At 73.1% G+C, this 26,997-nt stretch carries 25 protein-coding genes; 13 read left to right on the forward strand and 12 right to left on the reverse strand.

All coding sequences use genetic code 11. The annotated features are described in order from the left end of the window. Positions 1-106 precede the first annotated feature (106 nt). The 3 genes from NE235_RS25125 to NE235_RS25135 form a co-directional block, all read right to left on the reverse strand. A complete protein-coding gene (locus NE235_RS25125; RefSeq protein ID WP_252807145.1) occupies positions 107-757 on the reverse strand; it encodes a response regulator in 651 nt (216 codons plus the stop codon). Beyond that, positions 754-1,464: a sensor histidine kinase gene (locus NE235_RS25130; RefSeq protein ID WP_252807147.1), complete on the reverse strand. Its 711-nt coding sequence runs from the start codon at positions 1,462-1,464 to the stop codon at positions 754-756. Before NE235_RS25130 ends, NE235_RS25125 begins: the two co-directional genes overlap by 4 nt. A gap of 165 nt (positions 1,465-1,629) precedes the next feature. After that, positions 1,630-2,301 (reverse strand): response regulator, encoded by a 672-nt coding sequence (locus NE235_RS25135; RefSeq protein WP_252807148.1) that lies wholly within the window; start codon positions 2,299-2,301, stop codon positions 1,630-1,632. Between NE235_RS25135 and NE235_RS25140 the strand changes: the two genes are divergently transcribed. Next, positions 2,291-2,839, forward strand: coding sequence for a hypothetical protein (locus tag NE235_RS25140; protein ID WP_252807150.1), 549 nt, complete (start codon positions 2,291-2,293; stop codon positions 2,837-2,839). The genes NE235_RS25135 and NE235_RS25140 overlap by 11 nt on opposite strands. A gap of 29 nt (positions 2,840-2,868) precedes the next feature. Here the strand turns inward: NE235_RS25140 and NE235_RS25145 are convergent, their stop codons facing one another. Next, complete coding sequence (locus NE235_RS25145) at positions 2,869-4,020, reverse strand: CaiB/BaiF CoA transferase family protein (RefSeq protein WP_289849167.1); 1,152 nt, start codon at positions 4,018-4,020, stop codon at positions 2,869-2,871. Between the two features lie 165 nt (positions 4,021-4,185). Beyond that, positions 4,186-4,335, reverse strand: coding sequence for a hypothetical protein (locus tag NE235_RS25150; RefSeq protein WP_252807152.1), 150 nt, complete (start codon positions 4,333-4,335; stop codon positions 4,186-4,188). A 542-nt stretch (positions 4,336-4,877) separates the two neighbouring features. Here NE235_RS25150 and NE235_RS25155 point away from each other — a divergent pair. Continuing rightward, positions 4,878-6,218 carry a sensor histidine kinase gene (locus NE235_RS25155; protein WP_252807154.1) on the forward strand — a complete coding sequence of 447 codons (1,341 nt, stop codon included), beginning with the start codon at positions 4,878-4,880 and terminating at the stop codon, positions 6,216-6,218. Further along, positions 6,215-6,877: an HAD family hydrolase gene (locus tag NE235_RS25160; RefSeq protein WP_252807156.1), complete on the forward strand. Its 663-nt coding sequence runs from the start codon at positions 6,215-6,217 to the stop codon at positions 6,875-6,877. The genes NE235_RS25155 and NE235_RS25160 overlap by 4 nt, the downstream gene beginning before the upstream one ends. Here the strand turns inward: NE235_RS25160 and NE235_RS25165 are convergent, their stop codons facing one another. Beyond that, complete coding sequence (locus NE235_RS25165) at positions 6,878-8,068, reverse strand: ROK family protein (RefSeq protein ID WP_252807158.1); 1,191 nt, start codon at positions 8,066-8,068, stop codon at positions 6,878-6,880. A 64-nt stretch (positions 8,069-8,132) separates the two neighbouring features. On the opposite strand from NE235_RS25165, the gene NE235_RS25170 reads away from it, so the two are divergent. After that, a complete protein-coding gene (locus tag NE235_RS25170; protein ID WP_252807161.1) occupies positions 8,133-9,359 on the forward strand; it encodes an MFS transporter in 1,227 nt (408 codons plus the stop codon). Positions 9,360-9,401: 42 nt separating this feature from the next. Here the strand turns inward: NE235_RS25170 and NE235_RS25175 are convergent, their stop codons facing one another. Both NE235_RS25175 and NE235_RS25180 read right to left on the reverse strand, forming a co-directional pair. Next, on the reverse strand, positions 9,402-11,147 hold the full coding sequence (locus tag NE235_RS25175; protein WP_252807163.1) for an RICIN domain-containing protein: 1,746 nt from the start codon (positions 11,145-11,147) through the stop codon (positions 9,402-9,404). A 242-nt stretch (positions 11,148-11,389) separates the two neighbouring features. Beyond that, positions 11,390-12,409 (reverse strand): LacI family DNA-binding transcriptional regulator, encoded by a 1,020-nt coding sequence (locus NE235_RS25180; protein ID WP_252807165.1) that lies wholly within the window; start codon positions 12,407-12,409, stop codon positions 11,390-11,392. A 305-nt stretch (positions 12,410-12,714) separates the two neighbouring features. On the opposite strand from NE235_RS25180, the gene NE235_RS25185 reads away from it, so the two are divergent. The 6 genes from NE235_RS25185 to NE235_RS25210 all read left to right on the forward strand — a co-directional run bounded on the left by NE235_RS25185 (position 12,715) and on the right by NE235_RS25210 (position 20,166). Next, positions 12,715-13,971: a sugar ABC transporter substrate-binding protein gene (locus NE235_RS25185; protein ID WP_252807167.1), complete on the forward strand. Its 1,257-nt coding sequence runs from the start codon at positions 12,715-12,717 to the stop codon at positions 13,969-13,971. Beyond that, positions 13,968-14,876, forward strand: coding sequence for a carbohydrate ABC transporter permease (locus NE235_RS25190; RefSeq protein ID WP_252807169.1), 909 nt, complete (start codon positions 13,968-13,970; stop codon positions 14,874-14,876). The genes NE235_RS25185 and NE235_RS25190 overlap by 4 nt, the downstream gene beginning before the upstream one ends. Next, positions 14,873-15,691 (forward strand): carbohydrate ABC transporter permease, encoded by an 819-nt coding sequence (locus tag NE235_RS25195; RefSeq protein ID WP_252807171.1) that lies wholly within the window; start codon positions 14,873-14,875, stop codon positions 15,689-15,691. The genes NE235_RS25190 and NE235_RS25195 overlap by 4 nt, the downstream gene beginning before the upstream one ends. A 34-nt stretch (positions 15,692-15,725) precedes the next feature. After that, on the forward strand, positions 15,726-17,447 hold the full coding sequence (locus NE235_RS25200; RefSeq protein ID WP_252807172.1) for an amylo-alpha-1,6-glucosidase: 1,722 nt from the start codon (positions 15,726-15,728) through the stop codon (positions 17,445-17,447). A 59-nt stretch (positions 17,448-17,506) separates the two neighbouring features. Continuing rightward, positions 17,507-19,720 (forward strand): glycoside hydrolase family 127 protein, encoded by a 2,214-nt coding sequence (locus NE235_RS25205; RefSeq protein WP_252807174.1) that lies wholly within the window; start codon positions 17,507-17,509, stop codon positions 19,718-19,720. Positions 19,721-19,788: 68 nt separating this feature from the next. Beyond that, entirely contained in the window at positions 19,789-20,166 is a 378-nt protein-coding gene (locus NE235_RS25210) for a phage holin family protein (protein ID WP_252807176.1), read from the forward strand. 20 nt (positions 20,167-20,186) lie between these two features. Here the strand turns inward: NE235_RS25210 and NE235_RS25215 are convergent, their stop codons facing one another. Beyond that, the gene (locus tag NE235_RS25215; protein ID WP_252807178.1) at positions 20,187-20,882 is read right to left on the reverse strand and encodes a histidine phosphatase family protein; all 696 of its coding nucleotides are present in this window, start codon (positions 20,880-20,882) and stop codon (positions 20,187-20,189) included. Positions 20,883-20,907: 25 nt separating this feature from the next. Continuing rightward, a complete protein-coding gene (locus NE235_RS25220; RefSeq protein WP_252807180.1) occupies positions 20,908-22,584 on the reverse strand; it encodes a substrate-binding domain-containing protein in 1,677 nt (558 codons plus the stop codon). A gap of 246 nt (positions 22,585-22,830) precedes the next feature. Between NE235_RS25220 and NE235_RS25225 the strand changes: the two genes are divergently transcribed. Beyond that, the gene (locus NE235_RS25225; RefSeq protein WP_252807182.1) at positions 22,831-23,235 is read left to right on the forward strand and encodes a hypothetical protein; all 405 of its coding nucleotides are present in this window, start codon (positions 22,831-22,833) and stop codon (positions 23,233-23,235) included. Between the two features lie 176 nt (positions 23,236-23,411). On the opposite strand, the gene NE235_RS25230 is transcribed toward NE235_RS25225, so the two are convergent. Together NE235_RS25230 and NE235_RS25235 are read right to left on the reverse strand one after the other, a co-directional pair. Then, positions 23,412-24,038, reverse strand: a complete 627-nt coding sequence (locus NE235_RS25230) for a copper resistance CopC family protein (RefSeq protein ID WP_252807184.1) — start codon at positions 24,036-24,038, stop codon at positions 23,412-23,414. A gap of 88 nt (positions 24,039-24,126) precedes the next feature. Next, positions 24,127-24,693: an MFS transporter gene (locus tag NE235_RS25235; protein WP_252807186.1), complete on the reverse strand. Its 567-nt coding sequence runs from the start codon at positions 24,691-24,693 to the stop codon at positions 24,127-24,129. Positions 24,694-24,834: 141 nt separating this feature from the next. Between NE235_RS25235 and NE235_RS25240 the strand changes: the two genes are divergently transcribed. Together NE235_RS25240 and NE235_RS25245 are read left to right on the forward strand one after the other, a co-directional pair. Then, on the forward strand, positions 24,835-25,704 hold the full coding sequence (locus NE235_RS25240; RefSeq protein ID WP_252807187.1) for an endonuclease/exonuclease/phosphatase family protein: 870 nt from the start codon (positions 24,835-24,837) through the stop codon (positions 25,702-25,704). Continuing rightward, a complete protein-coding gene (locus tag NE235_RS25245) occupies positions 25,704-26,972 on the forward strand; it encodes an exo-beta-N-acetylmuramidase NamZ family protein (protein ID WP_252807189.1) in 1,269 nt (422 codons plus the stop codon). Before NE235_RS25240 ends, NE235_RS25245 begins: the two co-directional genes overlap by 1 nt. The last annotated feature ends 25 nt before the right edge of the window (positions 26,973-26,997 follow it).

The following is a 26,997-nucleotide window of genomic DNA, read 5'->3' on the forward strand; positions in this document are numbered from 1 at the left end:
TTGCTGATCGTACATCGCCTGCACCGCGCACGATTGTGCATGTGACCGGAGTGATGCCAGTGACGCCCGCAGACGGGATCGAAAGGGACGACTCCGGGCACCGGCCTCAGGACAGCAGCCACTCACCGGTGCTGACGCTGACCAGACCGTGCCGCGCGGCGACGATCACGGCCTCCCGCTGGGAGTGGACGCCGAGTTTGGTGAGCACGCTCTGCACATGGCTGCGGGCGGTGCTGCGGGTGATCCTCATGCTGCGGGCGAGGGCCGCGGTGTTCTCCCCGCGGACCAGACGGGTGAGGACCTCCCGCTCGCGGGGGGTGAGGTAGTTCGCGAGCCGCTGGGCCTCGGTACGGGGCCGCGCCGGAAGCCGCCCGGCGGCCTCCGGGTCGACGACGACCTCGCCGGCGTGGACCCGGGCCAGCAGGTCGACGATCTCTCCGGCCTGCTGGCCCTTGTGCGCGAAGCCGCGCACCCCGGCGGCCAGCCCCGTCTCGACGGTCCCGGGATCCGCCGACCCCGTCAGCACCACGAACCTGGTGTCGGGGGCGGTCGCGACGAGCTCCGGCAGGCTGCCTAAGACCGAGCCGGCCGGGAACCGCAGGTCGATGAGGCACACGTCGGCGCGTACGCCCGGCAGCAGCCGCAGCGCGGCCTCGGGGGAGTAAACGACGCCGACCACGTCGTGTCCCTTCTCGCGCAGCACGACGGCGAGCGAGTCGGCGAACACGGCGTGGTCGTCGCAGATGAGCACCCTCATGGGCCGTCCGAGGACGGCAGCAGGATCCGCACGCGCGCCCCGCCGAGCTCGCACCCCCGTATCTCGATCAGGCCGTCGTACTCGGCGACCAGGTCGCCGACGATCCCCAGGCCGAGCGACGCCAGGCCGGCGGACCCCGATCCGAATCCGGGGCCGTCGTCGTCGACCTGGACGACCGTCCAGTCCGCCTCAACGCCCACGCGCACCTCGACGCGGTCCCGGGCGATGCGGTGAGCGTTGTCCAGGACGTTGCGAACCGCCCGCCAGAGTGCGAGCGGATCGATGTGCGCCCAGGCCGGATCGGCCGTGTAGGAGACGCGCCGGGGCGAGGCCAGCCGCAGCCCGGCGGCGATCTCCCCGACGAGCCGATCCACCCGCACCCGCTCCGGACCGGCGGGGACGGGCGCCTCCTCCTCCGCGTCCAGCTGCCGGAGCAGGTGGTCGAGCCACCGCGTCTCCCCGAGCAGCGCCTCGACGCGTTCCCGGCTTACCGGGCCGATGTCGTCGGAGACCGCGACGGCGGACGCGAGCATGATGATCGTGCCGAGTTCGTGGCGGATGTCGTGCCGGATCCTGCGGCGCCACAGCGTGGGGTCACAGGAGTCGGTGTCGAGCAGCGGTGATTGCGGCGCGCCGGTGGTGGCCGCGACGCGGCCCGGGCGGGCGGGCGCGTGCGGTGGCGAGGACCTGGCCTGCGCACTGATCATCGAAGACCCCCGTCTTGTGAAGTGACCGACCGTATCGACGGTCACTCTGTAGGACGCGGGTGTCCAGGCGAGTGGCCGCAACCAGACCCGACCTGGCCACAGGTGGTCACGCCGTCACCGTGAGTGAACCGTGCTTGAAATCGCCGCGTCGAAGGGAAACGCGCGTCAATGCGGGGGTTCCTCGCCCGGATCGCTGGGTGCGACCCCGGCGCGCATCGCGATGGTGATGGCCTCCACCGCCGAATGCGCACCGAGCTTGGCCAGGAGGTTCTGGGTGTGAGTGCGGACCGTGTTCGCGGACAGGCCGAGGCGCTCGGCGAGCCGCGTCCGGCTCAGCCCGTCCACCATTCCCTGCAGCACCTGCCGTTCCCGGGGTGTCAGCTCGGTCAGCACGCCTCCGCCCTGCTCGCCCGGGGCGACCAGGCGGCGCAGCACGTCGCCGAGGACGTCGGGCGGTATCCACCCGCCCCGGCCCGCCGCGCCGCGGATCACCCGGGCGACCACGTCGGCGCTCTCCGTCTTGGGAACCCAGCCGACCGCGCCGTGCCGCAGGGCGGTCACGATCGGCGGGACGTCGATGATCGCGCTGAGGACGACGACACGCGCCTCCGGACGTCGGCGCCGCAGGAGGTCGAGGGCGTCCAGCCCGCTCTCCTCACCGAGGACGAAGTCGAGCACCACGACGTCGGGCGACTCGGTGGCGACGAGCGCCGCGGCGCGCCGGACGTCGCCCGCGACGGGGAGCACCTCAAGGTCGGGTTCCGCGGCCAGCCGGGCCGCGAGCGCCTCGGCGAAGAGCGCGTGATCATCGACGATGAGGACACGAATGGACCTCATGAGGACCTCATGCACCGAGGATGACGGATGCGGCAGCCGCGCAGATCCTTCATTTGACGGAGACGACCCGGTGTTTTCGGCCCATCCCGCCGGTGTCCCGTCTCGCCGGGAAGCCGAGCAGCCGGCCGGTCATCCGGGCGGGCAGCGGCGCGGCCGGCGTGCCGGGAGAACGCCCACAGCCGGCTGTCCGCATCCGGTCACCGCGAACTGTGATCATGTAGCTACTGATAGTCATGTCGGGACTGACGAAGACTTCGACGCGTTCGTCGAAGTGGTCATGGACGCGCTGTGCGATCTGGAGAAGGTCGATTCGGGGCTCGTCGATCCGGACATCACCGCCGCCATCGCCGACCGCACCATCTCCGTGGTTATGGGTGTCGAGGCGGACACGTTCCGCGATGCCGTGCGGTTGTTCTCCGCCAACGTCCGGACCGCGCTGCACGCCGCGGAGTGTGCGACGCTCGAGTGGCAGGTGCCGTTCCGCATCGTCGATGACGACATTCCCTTGGCGAGTCGGGTCGACTTCGCCGACGCGTGATGCAGGTCGCCACCCGGGCACCGCGGTGATCAGGCGATGGCGCCGCTCGCGCGCAGGGCGGCGATCTCGTCCCCGGTGAGGCCGAGCTCGGCGAGGGCCGCGTCGGTGTGCTCGCCCGGCCGGGCCGGTGGGCGGGGGGTCTCCGCGGCGGTGCGGCCGAAGCGCGGTGCCGGCGCCGGCTGCGGCAGGCCACCGAGGTCCAGGAAGCCGTCGCGCGCCCGGTTGTGCGGGTGGGCGGGTGCCTCGCCGAGGCCGAGCACCGGCGCCACGCAGGCGTCGGTGCCGTCGAAGATCTCGGCCCACTCGTCGCGGGCGCGCTGCTTGAAGACCTCGGTGAAGCGCGCCCGCAGTTCGGGCCAGCGCTCCTGGTCGAGCTGGGCGGGCAGGTCCTCGCCCTCCAGGCCCAGGCCGCGCAGCAGGGCGGCGTAGAACTGCGGCTCCAGGGCGCCGACGCTGACGTACCGGCCGTCGGCGGTCTCGTACGTGTCGTAGAACGGCGCGCCGCCGTCGAGGAGGTTGGTGCCACGCTCGTCGCGCCAGAGGCCCTGGCCGCGCATGCCGTGGATGAACGAGGTCAGCAGGGCCGCGCCGTCGACCATGGCGGCGTCGACGACCTGACCCCGGCCGGACCGCGACCGCTCGTACAGCGCGGCGAGGATGCCGAGTGCGAGGAGCATGCCGCCGCCGCCGAAGTCGCCGACGAGGTTGAGCGGGGGGACGGGCCGCTCGCCCGCGTGACCGATCGGGTCGAGCGCGCCGGCGATCGCGATGTAGTTGATGTCATGGCCGGCCATGCCGGCCATGGGGCCCTCCTGGCCCCAGCCGGTCATCCGGCCGTACACCAGGCGGGGGTTGCGGTCGAGGCAGACGTCGGGGCCGAAGCCGAGGCGTTCGGCGACGCCCGGCCGGAAGCCCTCGACGAGGACGTCGGCCGACTCGAGGAGACGCAGGAGCACGTCGACGCCGGCCGGATCCTTGAGGTTCAGGCCGATGGAACGGCGACCGCGGCTCAGCGGATCCGCGGTCGCGGAACCGCCGACGACCGTGGCCGCACCGGCCACGGTTGACGGACGGTCGACGCGGAGTACGTCGGCACCGAGATCGGAGAGCACCATGCACCCGAAGGGCGCCGGCGCCAGGCTCGCGATCTCGATGACGCGAACACCGTGCAGTGGTCCCATGATCACTCCTCAGGTCGGCCTTGCGGCTCACTCTAGAACGTCGTTCTAGAGGGCCGCGCGGCGACCTGCGAGGTCCGGGCATGAAAAGAAGCCCGGACCTCGGCGGTGAAGGGACCAGCGGGGACGTAGGGCTGGGCGCGAGAGGGCCTCCGCGCCGTCAGGGGGTCACAGTGCGTTGACGAACCTCGACAAGGAGTTGCCCGCCGACACCAGCCCGCCGAGTGCGTTGTGCACGACGTGGGCTGCGCCATTGGGGGAATTCAGCAGGTAGAAGATGACAAAGGCTATAAGTGCCCAGGTCAGGTACTTCTTCATTGGCGCTCCCGCCTCCCATCGAACGCCGCTATTGTCGCCCATCTGTGGCGCGGACGGCAGTCATTCGTTGTCCAGTTATTCCACCGGCCGGGCCGCCCCCGCGGGCGACCGCCCTCGCGGCCGTACGTCTCCTCCAGTTGAGTATCACCGCTTCCCTGCGTTCTGTCGCGTGTCAACTCTGACACACATGCGTGCATCGCGACGACCCTTGACGGGCGACCTTTGCCACGTTCCACTCAACGAATCGGACGTACCGGGCATGCTGCGGTTCAAGTCCCTACCCAGGCGCGTCGTCTTCACGAGTGGCCGAAAAGGATCCCGTCCAAATCTCCCGGTGCGGGCAGACGAATCTCTCGTCCCATACCGGTGGCCGCCGGTTCTCCGGCCGATGACCTGGGGGAAGGCGGCGCCGATCGTACGGGCCGCCGGTCACCCGCCGGCGTACGCCTCAGGGTGACGCAATGCATAGGGAGTCCCCCGCTGGGTAGTTGTCCGATGCTGTGGCATGGCTCAGGGGGCGCCGTGGCCGCGGGGGACAGCCAGTGCGACACAGGGACCAGACGATCCGGCAGCGCGCCACCGTCATCGCGATGACGGTGACGGGGTTCGTCGCCGTGGTGCTCTACATCGGGGTGCTCGCCCTGATCCAGTACCAGGTGGCGAGCCGGCTCTCGACGGAGCTGACGTACACCACCCGGCAGGTGGCCGCGCTGGCCCGCGCCGGGCGCCTGACCAATCCCGTCATCGTCGGCGGCCACCAGCTCGTCCAGGTACAGAACGACCGGGGCCAGGTGGTCGCGGCCACCCGGAGCGTGTCCGGGCTGCCGGCCCTGCACGCCCGCCGGCCCGCCGACGGCCAGCGCATCGAGCAGCGCGTGTGCGTCGACCGGCGGCACTGCCTCACGGTGGTCTCCCAGCGGGTCACCGCCCCGGGGCAGGCGCTGACGATCCACTCGATCGCGCCGGAGCCGGGACTGTTCCCCCGCCCGGGCCTGGCCGTCCTGCTGGCGCTCGGCATCCCCGCCGGCATCGGAGTGGGCGGCGTCTGGCGGTGGTGGGCCGCCGGGCGGCGGCTGCGGCCGATCGAGGCGCTGCGCGACGAGCTCGACGCGATCAACGCCGCGGACCTGCGGCGGAGGGTCTCGATGCCGCAGCGCCGCGACGAGTTCTACTGGCTGGCGATGGCCGTCAACGCGACCCTCGACCGGCTCGAGGCCGCCGTCGAGCAGCAGCGCCGTCTCGTCTCCGACGTCTCCCACGACCTGCGCAGCCCGATCGCCGGGCTGCGCGCCGAGCTGGAGGTCGCGCTGATCGACCCGGAGGGCACCGACCTGCGGGAGGCGCTCGGCAGGACGCTGACCAACATCGACCGGCTGCAGAACATCGTGACCGAGCTGCTGGCGCTCGCGCGCCGCGACGCCGGCCTGCCCAGCCGCAACGGCCCCGTCGACCTCGGTGACCTGGCCGAGCGCGAGGTGCGGCGCGTGCCGCGGCGGATCACCGCCAAGGTCGTCGCCGAGCCGGGCGTGGTGGTCCGGGCGAACCGGCTGGACATCAGCCGGATCCTCACCAACCTCCTCGACAACGCCGCGCGGCACGCCGACTCCGAGGTCACCGTGACCGTACGCCGGGAGGGCGGAGAGGCGGTCGTGGAGGTGTCCAACGACGGCGAGCAGATCCCCCCGGCCGACCGTGAACGGATCTTCGAGCGGTTCATCCGGCTGCCGGACGCGCGGCAGCGCGACCCGGGCGGCAGCGGCCTCGGCCTGGCGATCTCCCGTGAGATCGCGCACGCGCAGGGCGGCACGCTCACCCTCTCCGACAGCGACAAGGGTGCCTGCTTCGTGCTGGCTCTTCCCGTGCTGTCAGAGTTATCGGCATGAATGCTGTGGTTTTCGACCTCGACGGCGTGCTCGTCGACTCAGAACCGGTCTGGGAGGAGGTGCGGCGGGCGTTCGTCGCCGACCACGGTGGGCGGTGGCAGCCCGACACCCAGCAGCGCCTGATGGGCATGAGCACCTCGGAGTGGGCCGCCTACCTGAGCGGTGAGCTCGGCGTCCGCATGACGGCCGACGAGGTCGCGCGCGGCGTGGTCGAGCAGATGGCCCGCCGGTACGAGGACGGCGTCCCGCTGATGCCGGGCGCCGTCGAGACCGTACGCCGCCTGGCGTCCCGCTGGCCCCTCGGGCTGGCCAGTTCCTCGCCGCGCGCGCTCATCGACGTCGTCCTGGACCGTACGGGGCTCGCGGCGTCGTTCCGGGCGACCGTCTCGACCGAGGAGGTCGCCCGGGGCAAGCCCGCGCCCGACGGGTACCTCCTGGCCGCCCGCAGGGTCGGCGTCGACGCCGCCGGGTGCGTCGCGGTGGAGGACTCCAGCAACGGCCTGCGGTCCGCGCACGCCGCCGGGATGCGCGTGATCGCGGTGCCGCACCCGCGCTACCCGCCGGCGCCGGACGCCCTCGCCCTGGCGGCGTACGTCGCCGAGGACCTGGGGGACCTCACCGCCGAGCGCGTCGCCGCCGCGATGGACGCCGCCGGCTGATCAGCGGGCGGCCTGCCAGGCGGTCAGGCCCTCCGGCGTGAGGAACGCGTCGAAGGCCAGCTCCGCCGCTCCGACGAGCGTGGCGTCCCCGCCGAGCGCGGCCGGCAGGACGGGCGGTGGGTCGTCGCGGCGGAAGGCCATGAGGCCGGCCTCGTAGGCGGTCGCGAAGGCGTCCGCCGCCTGCTCGCGGAGTCGTACGCCGAGGCCGGACAGGGTCACCCGCTGGGGGTCGAGCGCGTTGACGAGCGCGGCGGTGCCGGCCCCGAAGGCGCGGGCGACCTCGTCGAGCGCGGCGCCGTGGCGGGCATCGCCCGCGGCGGCGCCGGCGAGGATCCGCAGGGCGTCGTCCCGGCCGCGCGCCGGCTCGACCGGGACGCCCATCGCCCGCAGCAGCGCGTTCGCGCCGACCTGGAGGGACCAGCACCCGACGGCGCCGCAGTCGCAGGGCAGGTCCGAGCCGCCCAGCGGCATGTGGCCGAACTCCCCGGTCGTGCCGCGCGCGCCGTGCAGGGGGCTGCCGTCGACGAGCAGGGTGCCGCCGAGGTCGAAGTCGACGTGGAAGTGCAGGCCGACGGCGACGCCGCGGAGCGCGCCGCGCCGGGCCTCCGCCAGGCCGGCGAGCGTCGCGTCGTTGCCCAGCGTGACCGGCGCCGCGCCGGCGCGCAGGATCTCCGCCGCCGGGACGTCGCGCCAGGACAGGTGCGGGATGTCCACGACGCGGCCGTCCCGGACGGGGCCGGGCAGCGCGACACCGACGCCCACGACGCGGGGGCCGAGGTCGGTGAGGTGCCGGCCGATCGCCGTGGCCAGGCCGCTCAGGACGGTCTCCGGCGGGTTCCCGGGATGCGGTCGTTCCTCGCGCACCGTCAGCGCTCCGCCGATCTCGGCCGTGGCGATCGTCCAGGCGTCCTCTCGCAGGTCGACGGCGAGGGTGAGGGGACCGCCGGGGTGCGGGCCGAGGATCGCGGTCGGGCGGCCGCGCGCCCGCTGCGGCGCGGGCCGCTCCTCGGCCAGCCGGGCCTCGGTGAGCTCGGCGACCAGGACGGCGGCCGTGCCGCGCGCGAGGCCCAGGCCGCGGGTGAGCTCGGAGCGGGTGGCCCGGCCCGCTTCGTCGTGCGCGGCCCGCAGCAGGCGCGCGAGGTTGTGCGAGCGAAGCTCGCCGCTGGTCGTCGCTCCGGTCACCGTTCGCACCCGCCGATTGTGTCAGCCCTCACTCATCCATTATGTTCTCGGCGAGAGCAAATTGGGAGGGTCCGTGTTCGACTCCGTGGCCAGGCGCGCCCGCGCCGGCGTCTTCGGCTACTTCGGGCTGTCCGGCATGACCGTCGGCATCTGGGCCGCGAGCCTGCCCGCCCTCGCCGACCGGCTCGACCTGGACTCCGGGCGGACCGGCACGGCGCTCCTCCTGGTGTCCCTCGCCGCGCTCGTCGCGATGCAGGCCGCCGGACGGATGGTGGACCGCTGGTCGAGCCGGCGGCTCACCTGGGCGGCCGGTCCCCTCCACGCCCTGCTCCTGCTCGGGCCGGCGCTCGCGGGCTCCTACTCCGCGCTCCTCGTCGGCGCGGTCGTCTTCGGGCTCGGGTTCGGGCTGATCGAGGTCGGCATGAACGCCCACGCCGTCGAGGTCGAGGTCCGCTACGACCGGCCGATCATGTCGGCGTTCCACGGCATGTGGAGCCTCGGCGGCGCGGCCGGCGGCCTCGTCACGTCCGCCGTCCTCCACGGCGGTCTCGGCGTCCGGACCCTCCTCGTCGGCACGGCGCTCGCCATGCCGCTGCTGTTCCTCCTTCCCGCCCGCCTCCTGCTCCCCGGCGCCGTGGCGCGGGACGAGGCGGACCCTTCTCCCAAGGCGGCGCCCACGGGGCGCGCCCGGGTCCCGAGGGTGATCCTGCTGCTGGGGGTCGTCATGCTCGCCGGCGCGATCTGCGAGGGCGGCGCGATGGACTGGGCGGCGATGCACGCCCGTCGCGTGCTCGGCGTCTCGGCCGACCTGGCGCCGCTGTCGTACACGGTCTATTCGGTGGCGATGACGACCATGCGGTTCCTCGGCGACCGGCTGCGCGGCCGGCTCGGCGGCAGCCGGACCCTGCGCCTGGCGGGCGCCTTCGCGGCCGGCGGCTACGCCCTCGTGCTGCTCGCCCCCTCGGCCGGCGGGGCGGCCCTGGTATGCGCGTGGGCGGGGTGGATCCTCGTCGGGATCGGCCTGGCGACGGTCGTGCCGATCGGGTTCAGCACCGCCGGAGCGGACGAGGCCTCGGCCGGGCGGACCATCGCGCTGCTGACCAGCTTCGGCTACGGCGGGCTGCTGGCCGGGCCGGCGCTCATCGGGCACATCGCCGAGGCGACCTCCCTGCGGACCGCGCTGGTCCTCCCCGGCGTCCTCGCCGTCTTCGTCGCGGTCGCGGGCCCGCCGGCCATCACGGCCCTCACCGCCCGCCGGACCCCCGCCTCCGGGACCGCGTCCCTCGAGAGGGCGTCCTGACCCTCGCAGGGGGTCCGGGGGCGGGGCGGGGCCGGGCCGGCGTCAGCGGGGCGTCAGCCGCCACAGGTGGTCGGCGGTGCCGTTGTCCTCCCACTGGAGGACCTGGGCGCCGGATGAGGTGCTCATGCCGGTGACGCCGAGCAGCAGGTTGCTGTTGTAGTTGACAATCTTGTAGGAGCCGTCACCGGCCGGGACGAACCGCCAGAGGTGGTCGGCGGTTCCGGTGTTGCCCCAGAGCAGCGCGGTGCCCCCGTCGGACGTGCTCATGTCCCTGATGCCGAGCAGCAGGCCGCTCTTCTGATTGACGATCTTGTAGAGGCCGGATCCCGCGTCCACGAGGGTCCAGTTCTGGTCGGTGCCGGAGGTGGGGCCGCTCTGGACGACAGAGGTCCCCTGGACGGTGCCGGCGTTCTGCGGGTCCAGGGCCAGGCCGCTGTTCCGGTTGGTGATCTGGTAGCGGCCCGCCAGGGAGGTGGAACCGCCGCCGGGCGTGACGACCAGGTGGTACCCGTCGGAGGCGTTCATCGTCACGGGGACGGTGACGGAGCCGTTCGAGACGGCGTAGTCGGCCTCGGAGATCGTGGAGGGGCCGGAGACGGCCGTGGTACGGCCACGGGACGGGGTGTACTCCAGTGTGACGTGGACGGTGCCGCCGAAGGCCGACGACAGGCCGTTGACCGTGACGGCGCCCGCGCCGCTGCCACCGCCGAAGATGACACTGAGCCGCCTGCCGTCGCCGGTGAGGGCCGCGGCGCCGTCGAGACCGGTCTGGGCCGGGGGCGTGGTGGTGAGCATGGTGCCGGACATGTCGCCGTACCACTTGTAGAGCCAGTAGGCCCCGTTGGGCGACCCGCCGGTGTCGGTGAGCGTGTCCCCGAGGGTGCCGTAGTGGTTCCAGAAGGCGAGCTCCGCGTCGTGGACCCCGGCCCGCTCGAACTTGGCGATGTAGCCCGCCAGCGGCCCGGGCACCCCGACCTCGCTCGTCGTGCCGTACTCCTCGATGGAGATCGGCCGCGGGCCGATGCCGAGGCTGCTCTCGAGCGAGCGGTAGGCGGCGACGTCGGCGGCGATGTTCCGGCTGCCGCCGAGCTCGTGCCAGCTGACGATGTCGGGAAGGGTGCCGTCCGCCTTGGCGTCGGTAAGGAACCGGCTCATCGAGCCCTGGTTCCAGTAGGAGTTACTGGGGCCCTGGATCGGAGTCGTGGCGTCCTTGGCGCGGATCTCCCGGTACGTCCGCGTCCAGCCGGCGTCGAAGGCGCCGGCGTGGGCGGTGTCCCACGTCCAGTCGGGCTCGTTCCAGATCTCCCAGGCGGCGAGGTTCGTGGCGCCGGACGCCTTGACCGAGGCGATCTGCCGGTCGACGGCGGACAGCCAGTCCGGCCAGCTCACCCACTTGTAGGGGAAGTTGGGGTACCAGTCCGGCATCCGGATGACGACGTGGGCGCCGGCCCTGGCCGCCTTCGGGGCGACGACCAGGGCGTCGCCGGCGGGCGTGGGCTCGCCGTTGGGGAGCTGCCTCCCGCCGGGCGCCATCTGGACGAAGGTGTTCGGCCTCGTCGGGGTGACCAGGCCGTCCGCCGGCGTGCCCGCGTCGGCGAGGCCGTACAGGCCGCCGGAGGCGACGTGGGTGACGGGCCGCAGCGTCCGGTCGGCGCTGACCACCAGGGTGGGAGCGGCCTGGGCGGGGGTGCTCACGAGCGCGGCTCCGGCCAGCGCCAGCGCGGCGGTTCCCAGGGCGACGGCGCGAGCCGGCGGCCGGCGGCGGAGCAGGCGTGCGGGTCTGTGCATGGGCGAGCTCTCCTCACTGCGGGGCAGGGGACAGGGAGGACCGAGGGCAGGCCGCCGCGGGCCCGGCCGTGGCTCGGCGGCGACCGCTCACCTCGGGATCATGCGGACCGGTTCGACTCGACGGTGTGGCGGCCCTCCCGGGGAGAGCATTCGAACCGGTTCGCACGCCAAGCTAAAGTGACGCCGGTCACGTGTCAACCGTGTGCATCGCCGCTTTCACGGCGTTTCGCCGGGCGACCTCGTCACGGCAGGGGGCGGGGAGCGGACCCGGTGCTGGCACGCAGGACGATGGGGGGCATCAGCAGCCGGTGCCGCGGCGTCGCGCCGGCGTCGGCGATGCGCTCGAGGAGCAGGTCGATGGCGATCCGGCCCATCTCGTGGGCGGGCACGTCGGCCGCGGTCAGCGCGGGGGTCACGGCCTCGGCCCACCGGGCGCCGGCGATGCCCGTGACGGAGATGTCGTGGGGGATCCGGCGCCCGGCGTTCGTGAGGCCCCGGTACAGGCCCCCCAGGGACGCCTCGTTCACGGTGACGATGCCGGTGGTCCCGGGATGGTCGGCCAGGATCTGCTCCGCGCACCGCTCGCCCGCCATGGCGTCGTCGTCGCACGGATAGGCGGCGCCGCTGAGACCGAGCTCCCCGACGGCGCGCTCGAAGCCGTCACGGGCGCGGTGGGCCGACTCGTAGCCGGCCCGCAGCAGCGCCTCCGGCCGGTTGACGAACGCCACGCGCCGGTGGCCGAGGTCGGACAGGTGCTGGACGCACCGCCGTACCAGCGTCCCGTGGTCCAGGTCGACCCAGGCGGTGCCGTCGGGCTCGCCGATGCGGCCGATGGTGACGAACGGGAAGCCGGTCTCCCGCATGCGCTCGACCCGGGCGTCCTGTAGCCGGATCTCCATGAGGATGGCGCCGTCGACCCGGCGTTCGCCGATCAGCCGCTGGAAGGACTGCTCCTCGCCCGCGTCGGCCACGGACAGGAGGACGTCGTAGTCGCGGGCGGCCGCGGCCTCCGTGACGCCGCCCATGAAGTTCAGCTGCATGTCGGTGTAGTGGCTGCCCGCCGGCGGGAACACCAGGCCCAGGGTCCTCGTCTCGCCGCGGGCCAGGGCGCGGGCGAAGGCGTTGGGCCGGTATCCCATCTCGTCGATGACCTGCTGGATGCGGCGGCGGGTCGCCTCGGAGACCGGCCGCTTGCCCGACAGGGCGTACGAGACGGTGCTGCGCGACACCTTGGCGCGGCGCGCCACCTCACGGATGTTCACCGACGAAGCTTCGAGCCGACTCAAACAGGCCTCCGGAGGAGAGTACGGGCGGCCGACCGGGCGTGCTGCGCGAACCGGTTCGGAACAACCACCAGTCTAAGCCGGTCCGATACGGCAGGTATCGGAGACCGCCCTTATTGACCTCGCCCGAAGTGAGGCTTATGGTCGGTCGAACCGTGAGGCGAACCGGTTCGACCTCAGGCTCCTGGCCTGCCGAACCGGTCGCATCGCACCCCCTGGCGAACCGAGGACGACACCGCCGCTCCGGTCGGCGCTGAACGCATCCGCGTGAGAGGAGAAGCCCAGTGAGGACCCCACCGCTGAAACGACGCGCCGTCGGCTTCGGGCTGGTCGTCGTGGCGCTGTCCGGGAGCATGGTCGGCTGCGCGTCGTCCGGTGACGACACGGGGCAGGCGTCCGGCGGCGGCACGTACACGATCTGGGACCCGTACCCGCAGTTCGAGGGCGGCTCGGCCTGGGCCCGGCTGCTCGACAAGTGCGGCTCCGGCGCCGGGGTGACCATCAAGCGCACCGGCTACGACACCAGCGACCTGACCAACAAGGCGCTGCTCGCGGCGCAGCAGGGCAACGCCCCCGACGTGCTGATCGTCGACAATCCGGTCGTTTCGACCCTGGCCCAGGCCGGCGTGCTCACCGCCAACGACGAGACGAAGATCGACACGTCCGCGATCGAGCCGAACCTGCTCGGCGCCGGCCGGATCGGCGGCAAGACGTACGGCATCCCGATCGGCGCGAACACGCTCGCCCTGTACTACAACAAGGCGGTGCTCAAGAGCGCCGGCGTCGACGCCGCGTCGGTGAAGGACTGGGCCTCCCTGACCGCCGCCCTCGCCAAGGTCACGGCGGCGGGGAAGAAGGGCATCACGTTCTCGGCCATCGGCACCGAGGAGGGGAGCTTCCAGTTCCTGCCGTGGTTCTGGGGAGCCGGGGCAGGGCTGACGCGGCTCGACTCCCCGGAGGGCGTCTCGGCGGTGTCGCTGTGGACCGACTGGGTGAAGAAGGGGTACGCGCCGAACTCGGTCCTGAACAACACCCAGACGACGAGCTGGCAGGAGTTCGCCACCGGAAAATTCGCGTTCGGGGAGAACGGCACCTGGCAGCTGGCGAACGCCGAGAAGGCCGGCTTCGACTACGGCATCATCCCGATCCCGGGCGCGCACGGCGGGACCGCGCCCGCGCCGACGGGCGGTGAGTTCGTCACGGTGCCCGTGCAGAGGAAGACCGGCCGCTACGCCACCTCCGAGAAGATCACGGCCTGCCTGACCAGCACCGAGAACCTCTACACGACCGACACGACGCTGTCGTACATCGCGCCGACGAACGCCGTGCAGACCAGGCAGGTGGCCGCGACCCCCGGCCTGAAGGTCTGGGTGGACGCCGTGCACGCGGCGAAGGCGCGGACCGGCGATGACCTCGGCACCAAGTACCCCAAGATCTCCCAGCCGATGTGGACGGCGGTGCAGGCGGCGCTCAGCGGTTCGAAGCCGCCGCAGGCGGCGCTGTCGGCCGCGCAGTCCACCGCGGCGGCCGCGACCCGGTGAGCGCCCCGGCCGGATCGGAGCGGGCGCGCTCCGGCCAGTGGGCGGCCTGGGCGTTCCTCGCCCCCGTCACCGTCTACCTGGCGCTGTTCTACGCCTACCCCCTCTACCGCAACCTCGATCTCAGCCTGCGGAACTACACCGTGCGCTCGTTCGTGCAGGGCGGCGCCCCCTTCACCGGCGGCCGGAACTACGGCACCGTCCTGCACGACCCGGTCTTCGGGCCCGCGCTGATGCACACCATGGTGTTCACCCTCGTGTCGCTGGCGTTCCAGTTCACGATCGGCATGGCACTGGCCGTGTTCTTCGCCGGGCACTTCCGGCTGTCGGCCACGCTGCGCGCGCTGTTCCTGGTGCCGTGGCTCCTGCCGCTGATCGTGTCGGCGTCGACGTGGTCCTGGATGCTGAACAGCGACTCCGGCGTGGTGAACGCCGTGCTGCACTGGGTGGGCGTCGCACCCGTCGACTGGCTCACCTCGCCCCGATGGTCGCTGACCTCGGTGATCATCGCGAACATCTGGATCGGCATCCCATTCAACCTCGTCGTGCTCTACAGCGGCCTGCAGGCGATCCCGGCGTCCCTCTACGAGGCCGCCGCGCTGGACGGGGCGAACGGCTGGCAGCGGTTCTGGCGGGTGACCTTCCCGCTGCTCCGGCCGGTCTCCGCCATCACCCTGCTCCTCGGCCTGGTCTACACGCTGAAGGTCTTCGACATCATCTGGATCATGACCAGGGGCGGTCCGGCGGACTCGTCCACGACGTTCGCCACATGGTCCTACCGCCTCGGCTTCGGCAACCTGCTGCCCGCGTTCGGCCCCGGCGCGGCCGTCGGCAACCTGCTGATCCTGATCGCCCTCATCTTCGGCCTGACCTACATCCGTGTCCAGCGAAGGCGGCAGCCGGCATGACCGCGAAGAGGACCTGGTGGAAGACGGGCGTGGGCCTCCTGCTGACCGCGCTCATGCTCTTCCCCGTCTACTGGATGATCAACGTGTCCTTCACCAGGGACCAGGACATGCGCAAGGACCCGCCGGACTGGTTCCCGCTGCACGGCACGGTGGAGGGGTACCGCGCCGTCCTCGACCAGCAGTTGCCGTACCTCGGCACGAGCCTGCTGATCGGCCTGGGCACGGTCGCGCTGACCGTGGTCCTCTCGGCGCCCGCCGGCTACTCGCTGGCCAAGCTGCGCCCGCGGGGCGGGGGCGCGCTGAGCTTCGTGCTGCTGATCGCGCAGATGATCCCCGGGATCATCATGGCGATGGGGTTCTACGCCATCTACCTCTCCCTCGGCGTGCTCAACTCCCCGGTGGGCCTCGTCATCGCCGACTCCACGATCGCCGTTCCCTTCGGCGTGCTGATCTTCACGGCCTTCATGTCCGGCATCCCGGACGAACTCCTGCAAGCGGCCCGGATCGACGGCGCCGGGAGGCTCCGCGTCTTCTGGTCGATCGTCCTCCCCGTCAGCCGCAACGCGATCGTCACCGTCTCGCTGTTCGCCTTCCTCTGGGCGTGGTCGGACTTCATCTTCGCGAGCACGCTCGACGGCGGCGGCGACCGCCGGCCGATCACCCTCGGGATCTACCACTACATCGGCAACAACAACCAGCAGTGGAACGCGATCATGGCGACCGCCGTCGTGGCCTCGATCCCCGCGACGGCGCTGCTGATCATCGCGCAACGGTACGTCGCCGCGGGCGTCACGGCCGGAGCGGTGAAGGACTGACGGCCCGGCGCCACGGAAACGAGAGAACCCCTACATGACGGTCCCGGCCTTCTCCGTCCAGGAGATCCCCTTCAGCCACCACGGTTCGTGGTTCGACGTCTCCCCGGTCATCGCGCAGAACGTGTACGCCGACGACCTGCACCTCGTCTCGCACCAGACCGGCATGCACCCGATCCTGCGGTTCACGCCCACGGCGGGCGGCGCCCCCGCCCGGACGACGGTCGAGGCGACGCCGAGCCGGCTCACCTGGGTACGGGACGGCGGACGCGTCGACCTCGCCTACGAGGGCGCCGACACGCTCCGGCTGCGCGGACGGGGCCTCGGCCTGCGCGTCGGCGCGGCGAGCCCCGAGCTGACGCCCTTCAGCGGCACCTACCTCTACCGCGACCCCGTCGACGGCGCGTACGTCTTCACCGTCTACGAGACCGGCCGGCGCTACCGGGTGACGGTGCTGTCCGGCCGCGCCGAGGACACGGCCGGCGTCCAGCGGCTGGGGCACGGCGCGCGCGGCCTTCACCTCACCGGCGACGGCCAACGCTGGGAGGCCGCCATCGAGGAGTTCGACAGCGCCCGGCGGCCGTACGCGCCGTCCGCGACGTTCGACCAGGTCACCGCCGCGGCGGAGGCGGAGTTCGCCGCCTTCGCCGACGCCGTCGCGCCGTGGCGCACCGCCGGCACCCCGGCCGCCGAACTCGCCGCCTACGTGCTCTGGTCCGCCACCGTACGGCCGGCCGGGTTCCTGCGGCGCCCGGCCGTGCTCATGTCGAAGCACTGGATGGACAAGGTCTGGAGCTGGGACCACTGCTTCAACGCGGTCGCGCTGGCCGCGGGCGCGCCCGAGCTCGCCTGGGACCAGTTCCATCTCGTCTTCGACCACCAGGACGACGCGGGCGGCCTGCCCGACTCCGTCACCCACTCGGAGGTTCTCTACAACTTCGTGAAACCCCCCATCCACGGCTGGGCCTTCCGCCGCCTCCGCGAACGCCTTCCCGGTGGCCTCGACCGGTCCCGGCTGTCCCTGGCGTACCGGCGGATCGAGGCGTGGACGAACTTCTGGCTCACCGCCCGGCGCGCCCCCGGCGAGTCGTTGCCGCACTACCAGCACGGCAACGACAGCGGCTGGGACAACGCCACGACCTTCGACCCGGACCACGTCATCCAGACCTCGGACCTGGCGGCGTTCCTCGTCCTGCAGATGCGCGAACTCGCCGACCTCGCGACCGAGCTGGGGCGCGCGGACGACGCCGCCGGGTGGCGGCGGGCCGCCGACCGGATGCGCGACGACCTGCTGCGGCAGCTGTGGACGGGGGAGCGGTTCGTGGCCCGCGCGGTCGGGTCCGGGCGCACGTGGGCCGGGTCCAGCCTGCTCGACCTCGTGGCGATCGTCCTGGGCGAGGACCTGCCTCCCGAGCCGCGTGCCACGCTCGCCGAACGGATCGAGGCGCACCTCACGCCGTACGGCCTCGCCTCCGAACTCCCCACCTCCGGCCACTACCGGGCCGACGGGTACTGGCGCGGCCCGATCTGGGCGCCCTCCACCGTGCTGATCGAGGACGGCCTCCGCCGGGGCGGGCGCACCGGCCTCGCCGACGAGGTGAGCGCCCGCTTCCGCGCGCTCTGCGAGGAATCCGGCTTCGCGGAGAACTTCGACGCCCGGAGCGGCGCCGGGCTCCGGGATCGTGCCTACACCTGGACCGCGAGCGCCTACCTGATCCTGGCGGAGGCGCACGAACGTCGCCGCGCCGCCGCCTCGTGATGACGCCGGCCCGTACGAGCGGAGCCGCGACGCGGCACCCACGCGACGAGAGAGCAGGAATGACCGAGATACCGACGCCCGACCGCACCGCCGCCACCTCCGCCGAGCGTCCGGCCCCGGCACCCGTCGTACCCGGGCCGGGCGCGATCGGCGCGCTGCGGCCCCTGGACCTGGGGCAGGTGCGCCTGCACCCGGACGGCCTCCTCGGCCGGTGGTGGCGGCGCAACGCGACGGCGACCCTGCCGCACTGCGTGGACCGGCTGCACCGCAGCGGGAACCTCGCGAACCTGCGCGCCGCGGCCGGGGAGAGCGAGGACGACTTCCGCGGCATGTGGTTCGCCGACTCGGACGTGTACAAGACCCTGGAGGCGGCGGCCTGGCGGCTCGCCTCCCCCATGCCCGGCGACGGAGCCACTTCGCGGCTCGCCCCCTCCACGCCCGGCGACGACGCCGCCTCGCACCTCGCGTCCTCCCCGCCTGGCGACGACGCCGGACTGCGCGCCTTCGTGGCGGACACCACCGCCCTGCTGGCCCGAGCCCAGCGGCCGGACGGCTACCTGAACTCCTACTTCACGCTCGTCGAGCCGGACCAGCGGTGGCGTAAGCCGGACTGGAGTCACGAGCTGTACTGCGCGGGCCATCTGATCCAGGCCGCGGTCGCCGCCGGCCGGGCCGGTGTGAGCGACGAGCTGGTACGCCTCGCCCGGCGGCTCGCCGACCTTCTGGTGGAGCGGTTCGGGCCGGGAGGCGTGGAGGAGGTGTGCGGGCACCCGGAGATCGAGACGGCGCTGGTCGAGCTGTACCGGCTGACCGGGCACCGGCCGTACCTGGACCTGGCGGCGCGGTTCGTCGACCTGCGCGGTCGGGGCCTGCTGCGGCCCGGCCCGTTCGGCGCGCGCTACTTCCAGGACCACGTGCCGCCCCGGGAGGCGCGGGAGGTCGCCGGCCACGCCGTACGGCAGCTCTACCTGCTGGCCGGAGTGGTCGACGTCGCCGTCGAGACCGGCGACGAGGAACTGCTCGCGGCGGCGGAGCGGCTGTGGGAGGACGCCTTCCGCACCCGGACGTACGTCACCGGCGCGCACGGCTCCCGGCACCGGGACGAGGCGTACGGGAGCCCGTACGAGCTCCCGCCCGACCGGGCGTACGGCGAGACGTGCGCGGCGATCGCCAGTGTCCAGTACAACTGGCGGCTGCTCCTGGCCACCGGTAGGGCGCGGTACGCCGACGAGATGGAACGGGCGTTGTACAACGCCGTCGCGGTCGCCGTGTCCGACGACGGCACGCGGTTCTTCTACTCGAACCCCCTCCAGGTGCGCACCGGGCACGCGGAGGCCGGCGAGGAGGGCGCCGTCCACCGGCTGCCCTGGTACACCTGCGCCTGCTGCCCGCCCAACATCGCCCGGCTGATGGCCTCGCTGCCGGCCTACCTGGCGACCGGCGACGACGACGGCCTGCGGATCCACCTGTACGGCGCGGCCACCGTCGACGCCACCGTGCGCGGCGCGCCGGTCCAGGTCGCCATGCGCACCGACTATCCCTGGCAGGGCCGCGTCGAGCTGACCGTCACCGCCGAGGGGGCCCGCGCCGGCGGGCCCTGGACGCTCGCGCTGCGGGTGCCCGCCTGGTGCGCCGCGTACTCCGTCCTCGTCGACGGCGAGCCGGTACGGCTGGAGGCGGTGGACGGCTACCTGCACCTGACCCGGGACTGGGCGTCCGGCACCACCTTGGTGCTGGATCTGGACATGCCGGCCCGGTACGTCACCGCGCACCCGAGGGTGGACGCGGTGCGCGGCTGCGTCGCCCTGACGCGCGGACCGCTGGTGTACTGCCTGGAGGAGGCGGATCTGCCGGCCGGTGTGGTCCTGGAGGACCTCCGGCTGGACCTGGAGGTCCCGGTCGTCCCGGCGGTCGCGGACGAGAAGAGCCCACCGGCGGTGCCGGTCACCCTGGTCGCGGGCGGTTCCGCCGCGTGGACCGGGGACACGGCGCTGTACCGGGCCACCGGCGGCCCGTCCGCCGCGCGCGGCGCCGGTACCGCCCGCCCGTCCGCCGCGTGCGGAGCCGGCACGGTGCGCTCGTTCGCCGGGCAGGGTGACGGCACGGTTCGCTCGATCGCCGGGCAGGGTGACGGCACGGTTCGCTCGATCGCCGGGCAGGGTGACGGTGCCGGCGGCGGGTCGTTCCCGCTGACGGCGGTCCCGTATCTGTCGTGGGGCAACCGGGCGGAGGGCGCGATGCGGGTCTGGATCCCCGTGGCGGGCCGGTACTGACCCGCCGTCCCGCGCGTCCCGGTCACGGTGCCGGTCATGCGCCGGGCGTTCCGTGCGACGATCGTGTCGTGAAAATCCTGATTCGAGTGGTAATCACCGCTGTTGCGCTGTGGGTCGCGACGCTGGTGGTCCACGGCATCGACGTCACGGCCGCGACGACACCGCGCAAGGTCGGCACCCTGGTCGCCGTCGCGGTGGTGTTCGGCCTGATCAACGGGTTCCTCAAGCCCATCGTCAAGACCGTGGGGTGCGCGTTCTACGTCCTCACGCTGGGGCTGTTCGCGTTCGTCGTCAACGGGCTGCTGCTGTGGCTGGCGAGCTGGGCGGCGGGCAAGATGCACCTGCCGTTCCACGTGTCCGGCTTCTGGGCGGCGGTCTGGGGCGCGATCGTCGTCGGCGTGGTCAGCTGGCTGCTCAACCTGTTCGTCCACGACGACCAGGACTGAACCCCCGGCCGGGCCGCCGGTCAGAGGAGGCCGGCGTCCTTGAGGTGGCTCGTGTCGTTGAACGTGACGAGGCGCAGGCCCTCGTCCTCACGGGCCCAGACGGTGAGCGAGGCGTTGGCGACGACGGTGCGCTCGATGTCGAGCAGTTCCTCCTCGGAGAGCCGCTCGATGATGTACCTCGTCAGGACGACGATCGCGTCGTGCGCGACGACGAGGACCCGGCCGCCGGGGTGCTCCCGGTCCAGGTCGGCGAGCACACTCCGCAGCCGCAGCGCCACGTCCGCCCAGGACTCGCCGGCGGGCGGCCGGTAGTAGAACTTCCCGAGCCGGCGCTTGCGCTCCGCCTCCTCGGGGTGACGCGCCTGGACGCCGTGCTGCGTCAGCATGAACAGCACGCCGAGCTCACGGTCACGGAGCCGCTCGTCCAGGACGACCGGCGGCGGGCCGGCCAGCTGTTCCAGGGCGAGCCGCGCGGTGTCCCGCGCCCGGAGGTACGGCGAGCACACCACCGCCGTCGGCCGCTCCTCCGAGGGCAGCGCGGCGAGCCGCCGGCCGAGCGCGGCCGCCTGCTCCCGTCCGAGCTGCGACAGCGGGACGTCGGCGTCGCGCAGGGTCATGTCGACCGCCTCGAGCCCGCGGGCCGCCGCGTCGTGCGACGCGACGTTCCCGGTGCTCTCGCCGTGCCTGGCCATGCCCAGCCACTGGAGGGACCTCACAGCACCGTGACCTTACCCGGACATCTCAGGACGCGGGACAGGTCTCCCCGCATGTGAGGCGGATCAGCATCTGCAGGAACACCTGCTGGACCTGCCGCGGGTCCAGGGTCACGAACGCCTGCCCACCGGTCGCCGCGGCGATCCGCTGCAACGGACCCGGGTCGATGTCGGGCCCGAACGCGATGGGAACGATCGCCACCGGCCGCATCGGGTCCCCGGCGCGGGCGAGCTCCTTCAGGAGGGTCTGCAGGGAGATCGTACGGCCCGGGTCGTAGTTCATCCCGTCGGTCAGCACGACGACGACGTTGTTGTGGTCGGGCTGGTAGGTGCGCACGGCCTCCTGGTAGGCGGCCAGCACCGAGTCGTACAGGCCGGTGCGGCTGCCCGGCACCGGCGCCGCCGCCGCGAAGGAGCGTTCGAGCAGGTCGCGCTGCGTGCCCGTGCCGACCTTGTCGCTGAGGGTACGGAACGGCACGATCCGGCGGTAGTCGCGGGCGCCGTCGAGCGCGGTGGAGAACTCCCAGAGCGCGACCTGGGAGTTGTCGCTGAGGATCTTCATCCCCCCGGTGGCGACCTTGGCGGTGGCCTGCATGCGCGTGTCCCGGGTCCGCGGGACCGGGTCGCTCATGGAGGGCGAGACGTCGAGGAGGATCAGCATGCGCGCGCCGAGCACCGTGCGCTGCCACATCTGCAGGACCCGGCCGGCGTTCACCGGATCGGGCGCCGGAAGCCGGTCCGGGGCGCGGGCCACGACGCCGTACCGCTCGTCGAAGCCGGTGCCGGCCACGCCGTCGGGAGTGCGCAACCCGAGCCCCTGCAGCGCGACGCGGGTCTGGGACTGGGTCAGCGTGGTCTGGAAGTCCTCGACCGTCCTGGAGCGTTCCCGATCGGCCGTGGTGGAGACGTACGGGAAGTCGAGCGCGAGGGTGCCGCCGTCCGGGTACAGCGCGGATACCCGCGGGGCGTCCCCGGCGTGCGCGTGCCGCCAGACCGACTGCTCGGACAGGACGACCGCGGTCGGCGGCCCGGAGGCCGCGCCGTCCTGGGCGATCCGCGCGTAGGCGGCCCGCTCGTCGGGGAGCGCGGTGCCGAGGCCGGAGTAGAGGGTGATGGCGAAGGAGGACAGCCCGTTCCGGCCGGGCCCGGCGGCGTGCTGGGCGAGCAGCAGCGCGCCGAGACCGGCGGCGTCGGCGGCGGGGTCGAGGAACCGGACCCGGAGGGCGGGCGCCGGGCCGCCGGTCCCGGGCAGCCGGGTGGACAGCAGGAGCCGCCAGCTCGCGGTGGCGGGCGCGTGATCGCGTGGTACCGCGAGGACCAGGGGCGACATCGCGACCGACGCGCCGGACCCCCGTACGGCGGCGGCACCCGCGCCGGTGCGGCGGGCGATCGAAAGCCAGAGGGAGGAGTCGGGGATCCACGCGTCGGGGCGGGGCGCGCCGGGCGCGGACCCCTGACCGGACAGGACCGCCGCGACATCGGAGGGCCGCTGCCGATCGATCGTGACGCGGCACGAGTCTCCGGCGTTGTACCGGCGCGCGGCCTGCTCGATCGCCGGGGCGATCGACGGGGCGACCGCGACGGTGATCGCCCGGCCGCCGCACCGGCTCGGGCCGGAGCCGAGTGCGCAGGCGACGAGGGCGGGCAGCATGACCAGCAGCGTGCCCAGTGCCTTGGTCCCGGTGGCGCGGCCCGAATAAGGCATCGGCGGTGTCCGTCCGCTCGTTGACGGCTTCCCGTCACCCGTCGGGAGAATTATCCAGTCCGCGCACGCAAATAACGCCTACTTCCGGACATTCCGCCCTCGGGTTGGCGACGAGCCGCATCCCTTACGCCACCGGCGTCCCGGACGTCGCATAACGGCCCGCCAAACACAGGGTGGCGGCCGTTTCCGGACATAAACAAATAAGGTGACTGAGGCGCGGATTAACGGCTGACTAGACTCTCCATTGTGGGACGTCATGTCTCGCCGCAGCGCAGGAGGTCGCTCCGCGGGGCGACGATCGCCGCCCTCCTCGGGATCGCCGTCCTGGCCGGCGTGCTGGCCTTCGCCGGCCACTCCATCTGGACGCGGGCCCGTGCGCCGGCGCCGCAGCGGCGCACGACCGCGGCCGTCCCCGCCGCGACCCTCGCGCTGACCGTCACCGGCCCGCGGTGCCGGATCTTCGTCGGCGTTCCCGGCGGGGACATCCTGGTGAACCGCACCCTCGTGCGCGGCCAGGCGCTTCGCTTCGACGACGCGCGCCTCAACGTGGTGCTGAGCGACGCCGGAGCCGTCCAGGTGTACGTCAACGGCGTCCGTCGTCCACCCGGCGAGCAGGGCCGGCGCGCCGCCTTCACCGCCGTACGCGGCTGACGTACGCCGCCTCATGCCGAGCGCGGACTCGTCCGAAGCCGCCGTCTCGCCGGAGGCCGGTCTCGTCGGGGACCGGTGGCGTCGGGGGGCGCAGTGTCGTCCGAGGCCGCCGTGGGCGGCCTCGGACGGGTACTCGACAGCGCGGGCGCGGGCGGCCTCGGCGAGGGCCGGGCTGGTCAGCTTCCCGAGAGGCGGCGCTTGCGGAAGAGTTCGGCGCCGATGACCGCCGCGACGACCATGAGGGCGCCCAGGCCGATCCACCACCAGCCGGTGCTGGAGCCGCTCGACGTGTGCTGCGCGGCCGGGGTGCTCGACGGCGTGACCGCCGCGGGGGCGGGGCTGTCGTCCGTCGACCCGTCGGACGCGGGCGCCGATGCGGCCGCGGCGGGCGCCGATGCGGCCGAGCCCACGACCGTGAACCGGTAGTCGCCCGTGACCGGGTGCCCGTCCCCGGAGACGACGCGCCAGCCGACCCGGTAGACGCCGGGCGGCAGGACGCCGGCGACCTGCGCGGTCACCGTGGCGCCCGACGCGTGCGCCTTGCCGGCCTCGTGGTGACCGCCCTTGGCGTCCAGCAGGACGATGCCCGGGAACCGCACCGCCTCGGCGAAGGTGAGTTTGATCTGGGCCGGGGACGCCACCTTGGCGCCCTTGGCGGGTTTCGCCGCGACGAGCGTCGTGTGGGCGGACGCGGGCGGTGCCGTGAGGAGGCCGCCGGCGGCCACGGCGGCGACCGCCGCCGCGAGGCGGGTGACGGGCCTCCGGCCGGCCCGGGCGCGGCGGGGGAGTCGCGGGATGTACATGAGATTTCTCCGTTCGTGATGCTCATCGAGCGTGCGGGGTGACCGGATCGGCCGGATCCGGCGGAGTGGGTCGTACGAGGGGCGGCGCCTAGCGGAACGCCGGAAACGGAGCCGGTGGCCCGCGCCGGGTGAGGACGTGGCGCAGGACCCGATCCGGCGGGCGGATGACCGGGCCGGCGGGCACGGGCCGCCGGGACGGCGCCGCCAGGGGAGCGGGCGTCGACAAGAGGGCCCGCAGCGGCCGGGCGGCGGCCGCCGCGGCCCTCCTCGCGAGCCGCCATACGGCGCGCTCGCCGCGCCGCAGCCACCAGGCGGAGGCGACGGCGGCGGCAACGTGCGCGAACGTCATCGCCGGGGCCCCATGGGCGCCGGAGGCCGCGGGGTGGTGGGCCAGGTGCTGGCCGTGCTGGGCGGCGGCGAACAGCACGTGCAGCATGAACTGCCCGCCGAGCAGCCCGGCCGCGATCGTGCCCAGTGATCGCTCGGTGCCGGCGAGGACGACGGCGACGATGGTCAGCCCGGCCAACCCCGCGCCGACCGCCGCGGGCGGGACCGGCGCGTGTGCGGCGGCGGAGTGTCCGGCGACGGCGAGGGCGGTGCACACGGCCGCGAAGACCACCGCGCGGGCCAGACGGAACACCGGATCGTTGGGCATGACCCCTCCATCCTCCCATCGCCGCGCTCCGTCAGACGGTCCGGCGAGGCTATTGACGTTCGGGATCATCCGTATCTAATTTTCATACGACCAAATCCACTCGTTGATTCTTTACAGACCACGATCGCGGCAGGAGAGTCCATGCCCCCGCTCGTCCGCCGGTCCGCCCGTACGCGCCCCCGGGCCGCCACCGGGCTCGCCCTCTTCCTCGCCGCGCTGGTCGCCGGACCACCGGCCCACGCGGCCGCCGGCAGAGGGGCGTCGCTGCGGGTCATGACGTACAACCTCCAGGCCGGCGCGGGCGCCGATCACGTCTTCGACCTCGAACGCCAGGCCCAGGCGATCGAGGCGCAGCACCCCGACGTCGTCGGACTCGAGGAGGTCGACGTCGCCTGGGGGACCCGCAGCGACTACGTCGACGAGGCGTCCTGGCTGGCCCGGCGGCTGCGCATGCGGGTGTTCTTCGCGCCGATCTACACGCTCCCGCCCGACCGGCCCGGCGCGGCCGACCGGAGGTTCGGCGTCGCGGTGCTGTCCCGGTTCCCGATCCTGCGCGCGGAGAACCACGAGATCACGCGGCTGTCCACGCAGGTGCCGAACCCCGTACCGGCCCCAGGCCCCGGCTTCCCCGAGGTGCTGATCAAGGCGCGCGGCACGCGGATCTGGGTGTACGACACGCACCTCGACTACCGCGCCGACCCCTCCGTCCGCCGGGCGCAGGTCGCCGACATGGCGGCCGTCATGGCGCGACGGCGAGGTCCTAAGCTGCTGCTAGGGGACTTCAACGCCGAGCCGGACGCGCCCGAGCTCGCGCCGCTCTGGACGCGGCTGCGCGACGCGCTGACGGTCGCCGGGCAGCCCGCCACGCCCACGTTTCCGGCCGACGCGCCGGTCAAGCGCATCGACTACATCACCTTCACCCCGGGCCCGCGCGTCACCCGCGCGTTCGTACCCGACACGCAGGCCTCCGACCACAGGCCCGTCGTGGCCGATCTGAGGGGAATCCGCTGATGACGACACGACGTGGAGTGCTCCGTGGCATCGCCGCCGGCGGCGCGGCCGTCCCGCTCGCCGCGCTCGGCCCGGCGACCGCCCAGGCCGCCCCGGCCGCACGGAACGGCGGGGTCCGTACGGGCTTCGAGATGCTGCGCGCCGGGGGCTACCGCGAACTGCGCGGCCAGAAGGTCGGGATGGTCGCCAACCCGACCGCGGTGATCCGCGACCTGAGCCACGAGGTCGACGTCATGCACGGGTCCTCCGCCGTGGACCTCGTCGCGGTCTTCGGCCCGGAGCACGGGTTCCGCGGCTCGGCGCAGGCCGGCGGATCGGAGGGCTCCTACAAGGACCCGCGCACCGGGATCGCCGTCTACGACGCCTACGCCAAGACCCCGCAGCAGATCGCCGACTACTTCCTCAAGTCCGGCATCGACACCGTCGTCTTCGACATCCAGGACGTCGGCGCGCGCTTCTACACCTACATCTGGACGATGTTCGACTGCATGCGGGCGGCGATCCAGGCGGGCAAGCGCTTCGTGGTGCTCGACCGGCCGAACCCGCTCGGCGGCGTCGAGGCGACCGGGCCCGTGCTGCACACCGGGTACGCCTCCGGCGTGGGCCGCGAGCCGATCGCCCAGCAGCACGCCATGACCGTCGGTGAGCTCGCCCGGCTGTTCGACGGGGAGTTCCTGGACGGCAAGGCGAAACCGCAGGTCGTCCAGATGCGCGGCTGGCGGCGCGGCATGGCCTGGGAGGAGACGGGCCTGCCCTGGGTGCTGCCCTCCCCGAACATGCCGACGATCGGCACGGCGGTCGCCTACCCGGGCATGGGCCTGTTCGAGGCGGTGAACATCTCGGAGGGGCGCGGCACGACCGTGCCGTTCGAGATGGTCGGCGCGCCGTACGCCGACTGGCACTGGGCCGACGACCTGAACGGCCTGAATCTGCCCGGCGTGCGGTTCCGCGAGGCGTACTTCGCGCCGACCTTCAGCAAGTGGGCCAACCAGAACTGCGGCGGCGTCCAGCTGTTCGTCACCGACCGGCGGCGCTTCGACCCGATCCGCACCGCCCTCGCCATGATCATCAGCGCCCGCCGGCTCTACCCGAAGGACTTCGCCTGGCGGGAGAGCAAGTCACCGTACTGGATCGACCTGCTCACCGGATCCGACCAGGTCCGCACCGCGATCGACGGCGGCGCGAACGTCGACCAGGTCGTCGCCGGCTGGCAGGCCGACCTGGCGCGGTTCCGCGCGCAGCGGCGGCGCTACCTGCTGTACCGCTGAACCCCTCGCCCCTGGCGTACGGCAC

Origin of the sequence: Actinoallomurus spadix, assembly GCF_024055725.1 — a bacterium.
GTDB lineage: Bacteria > Actinomycetota > Actinomycetes > Streptosporangiales > Streptosporangiaceae > Actinoallomurus > Actinoallomurus spadix.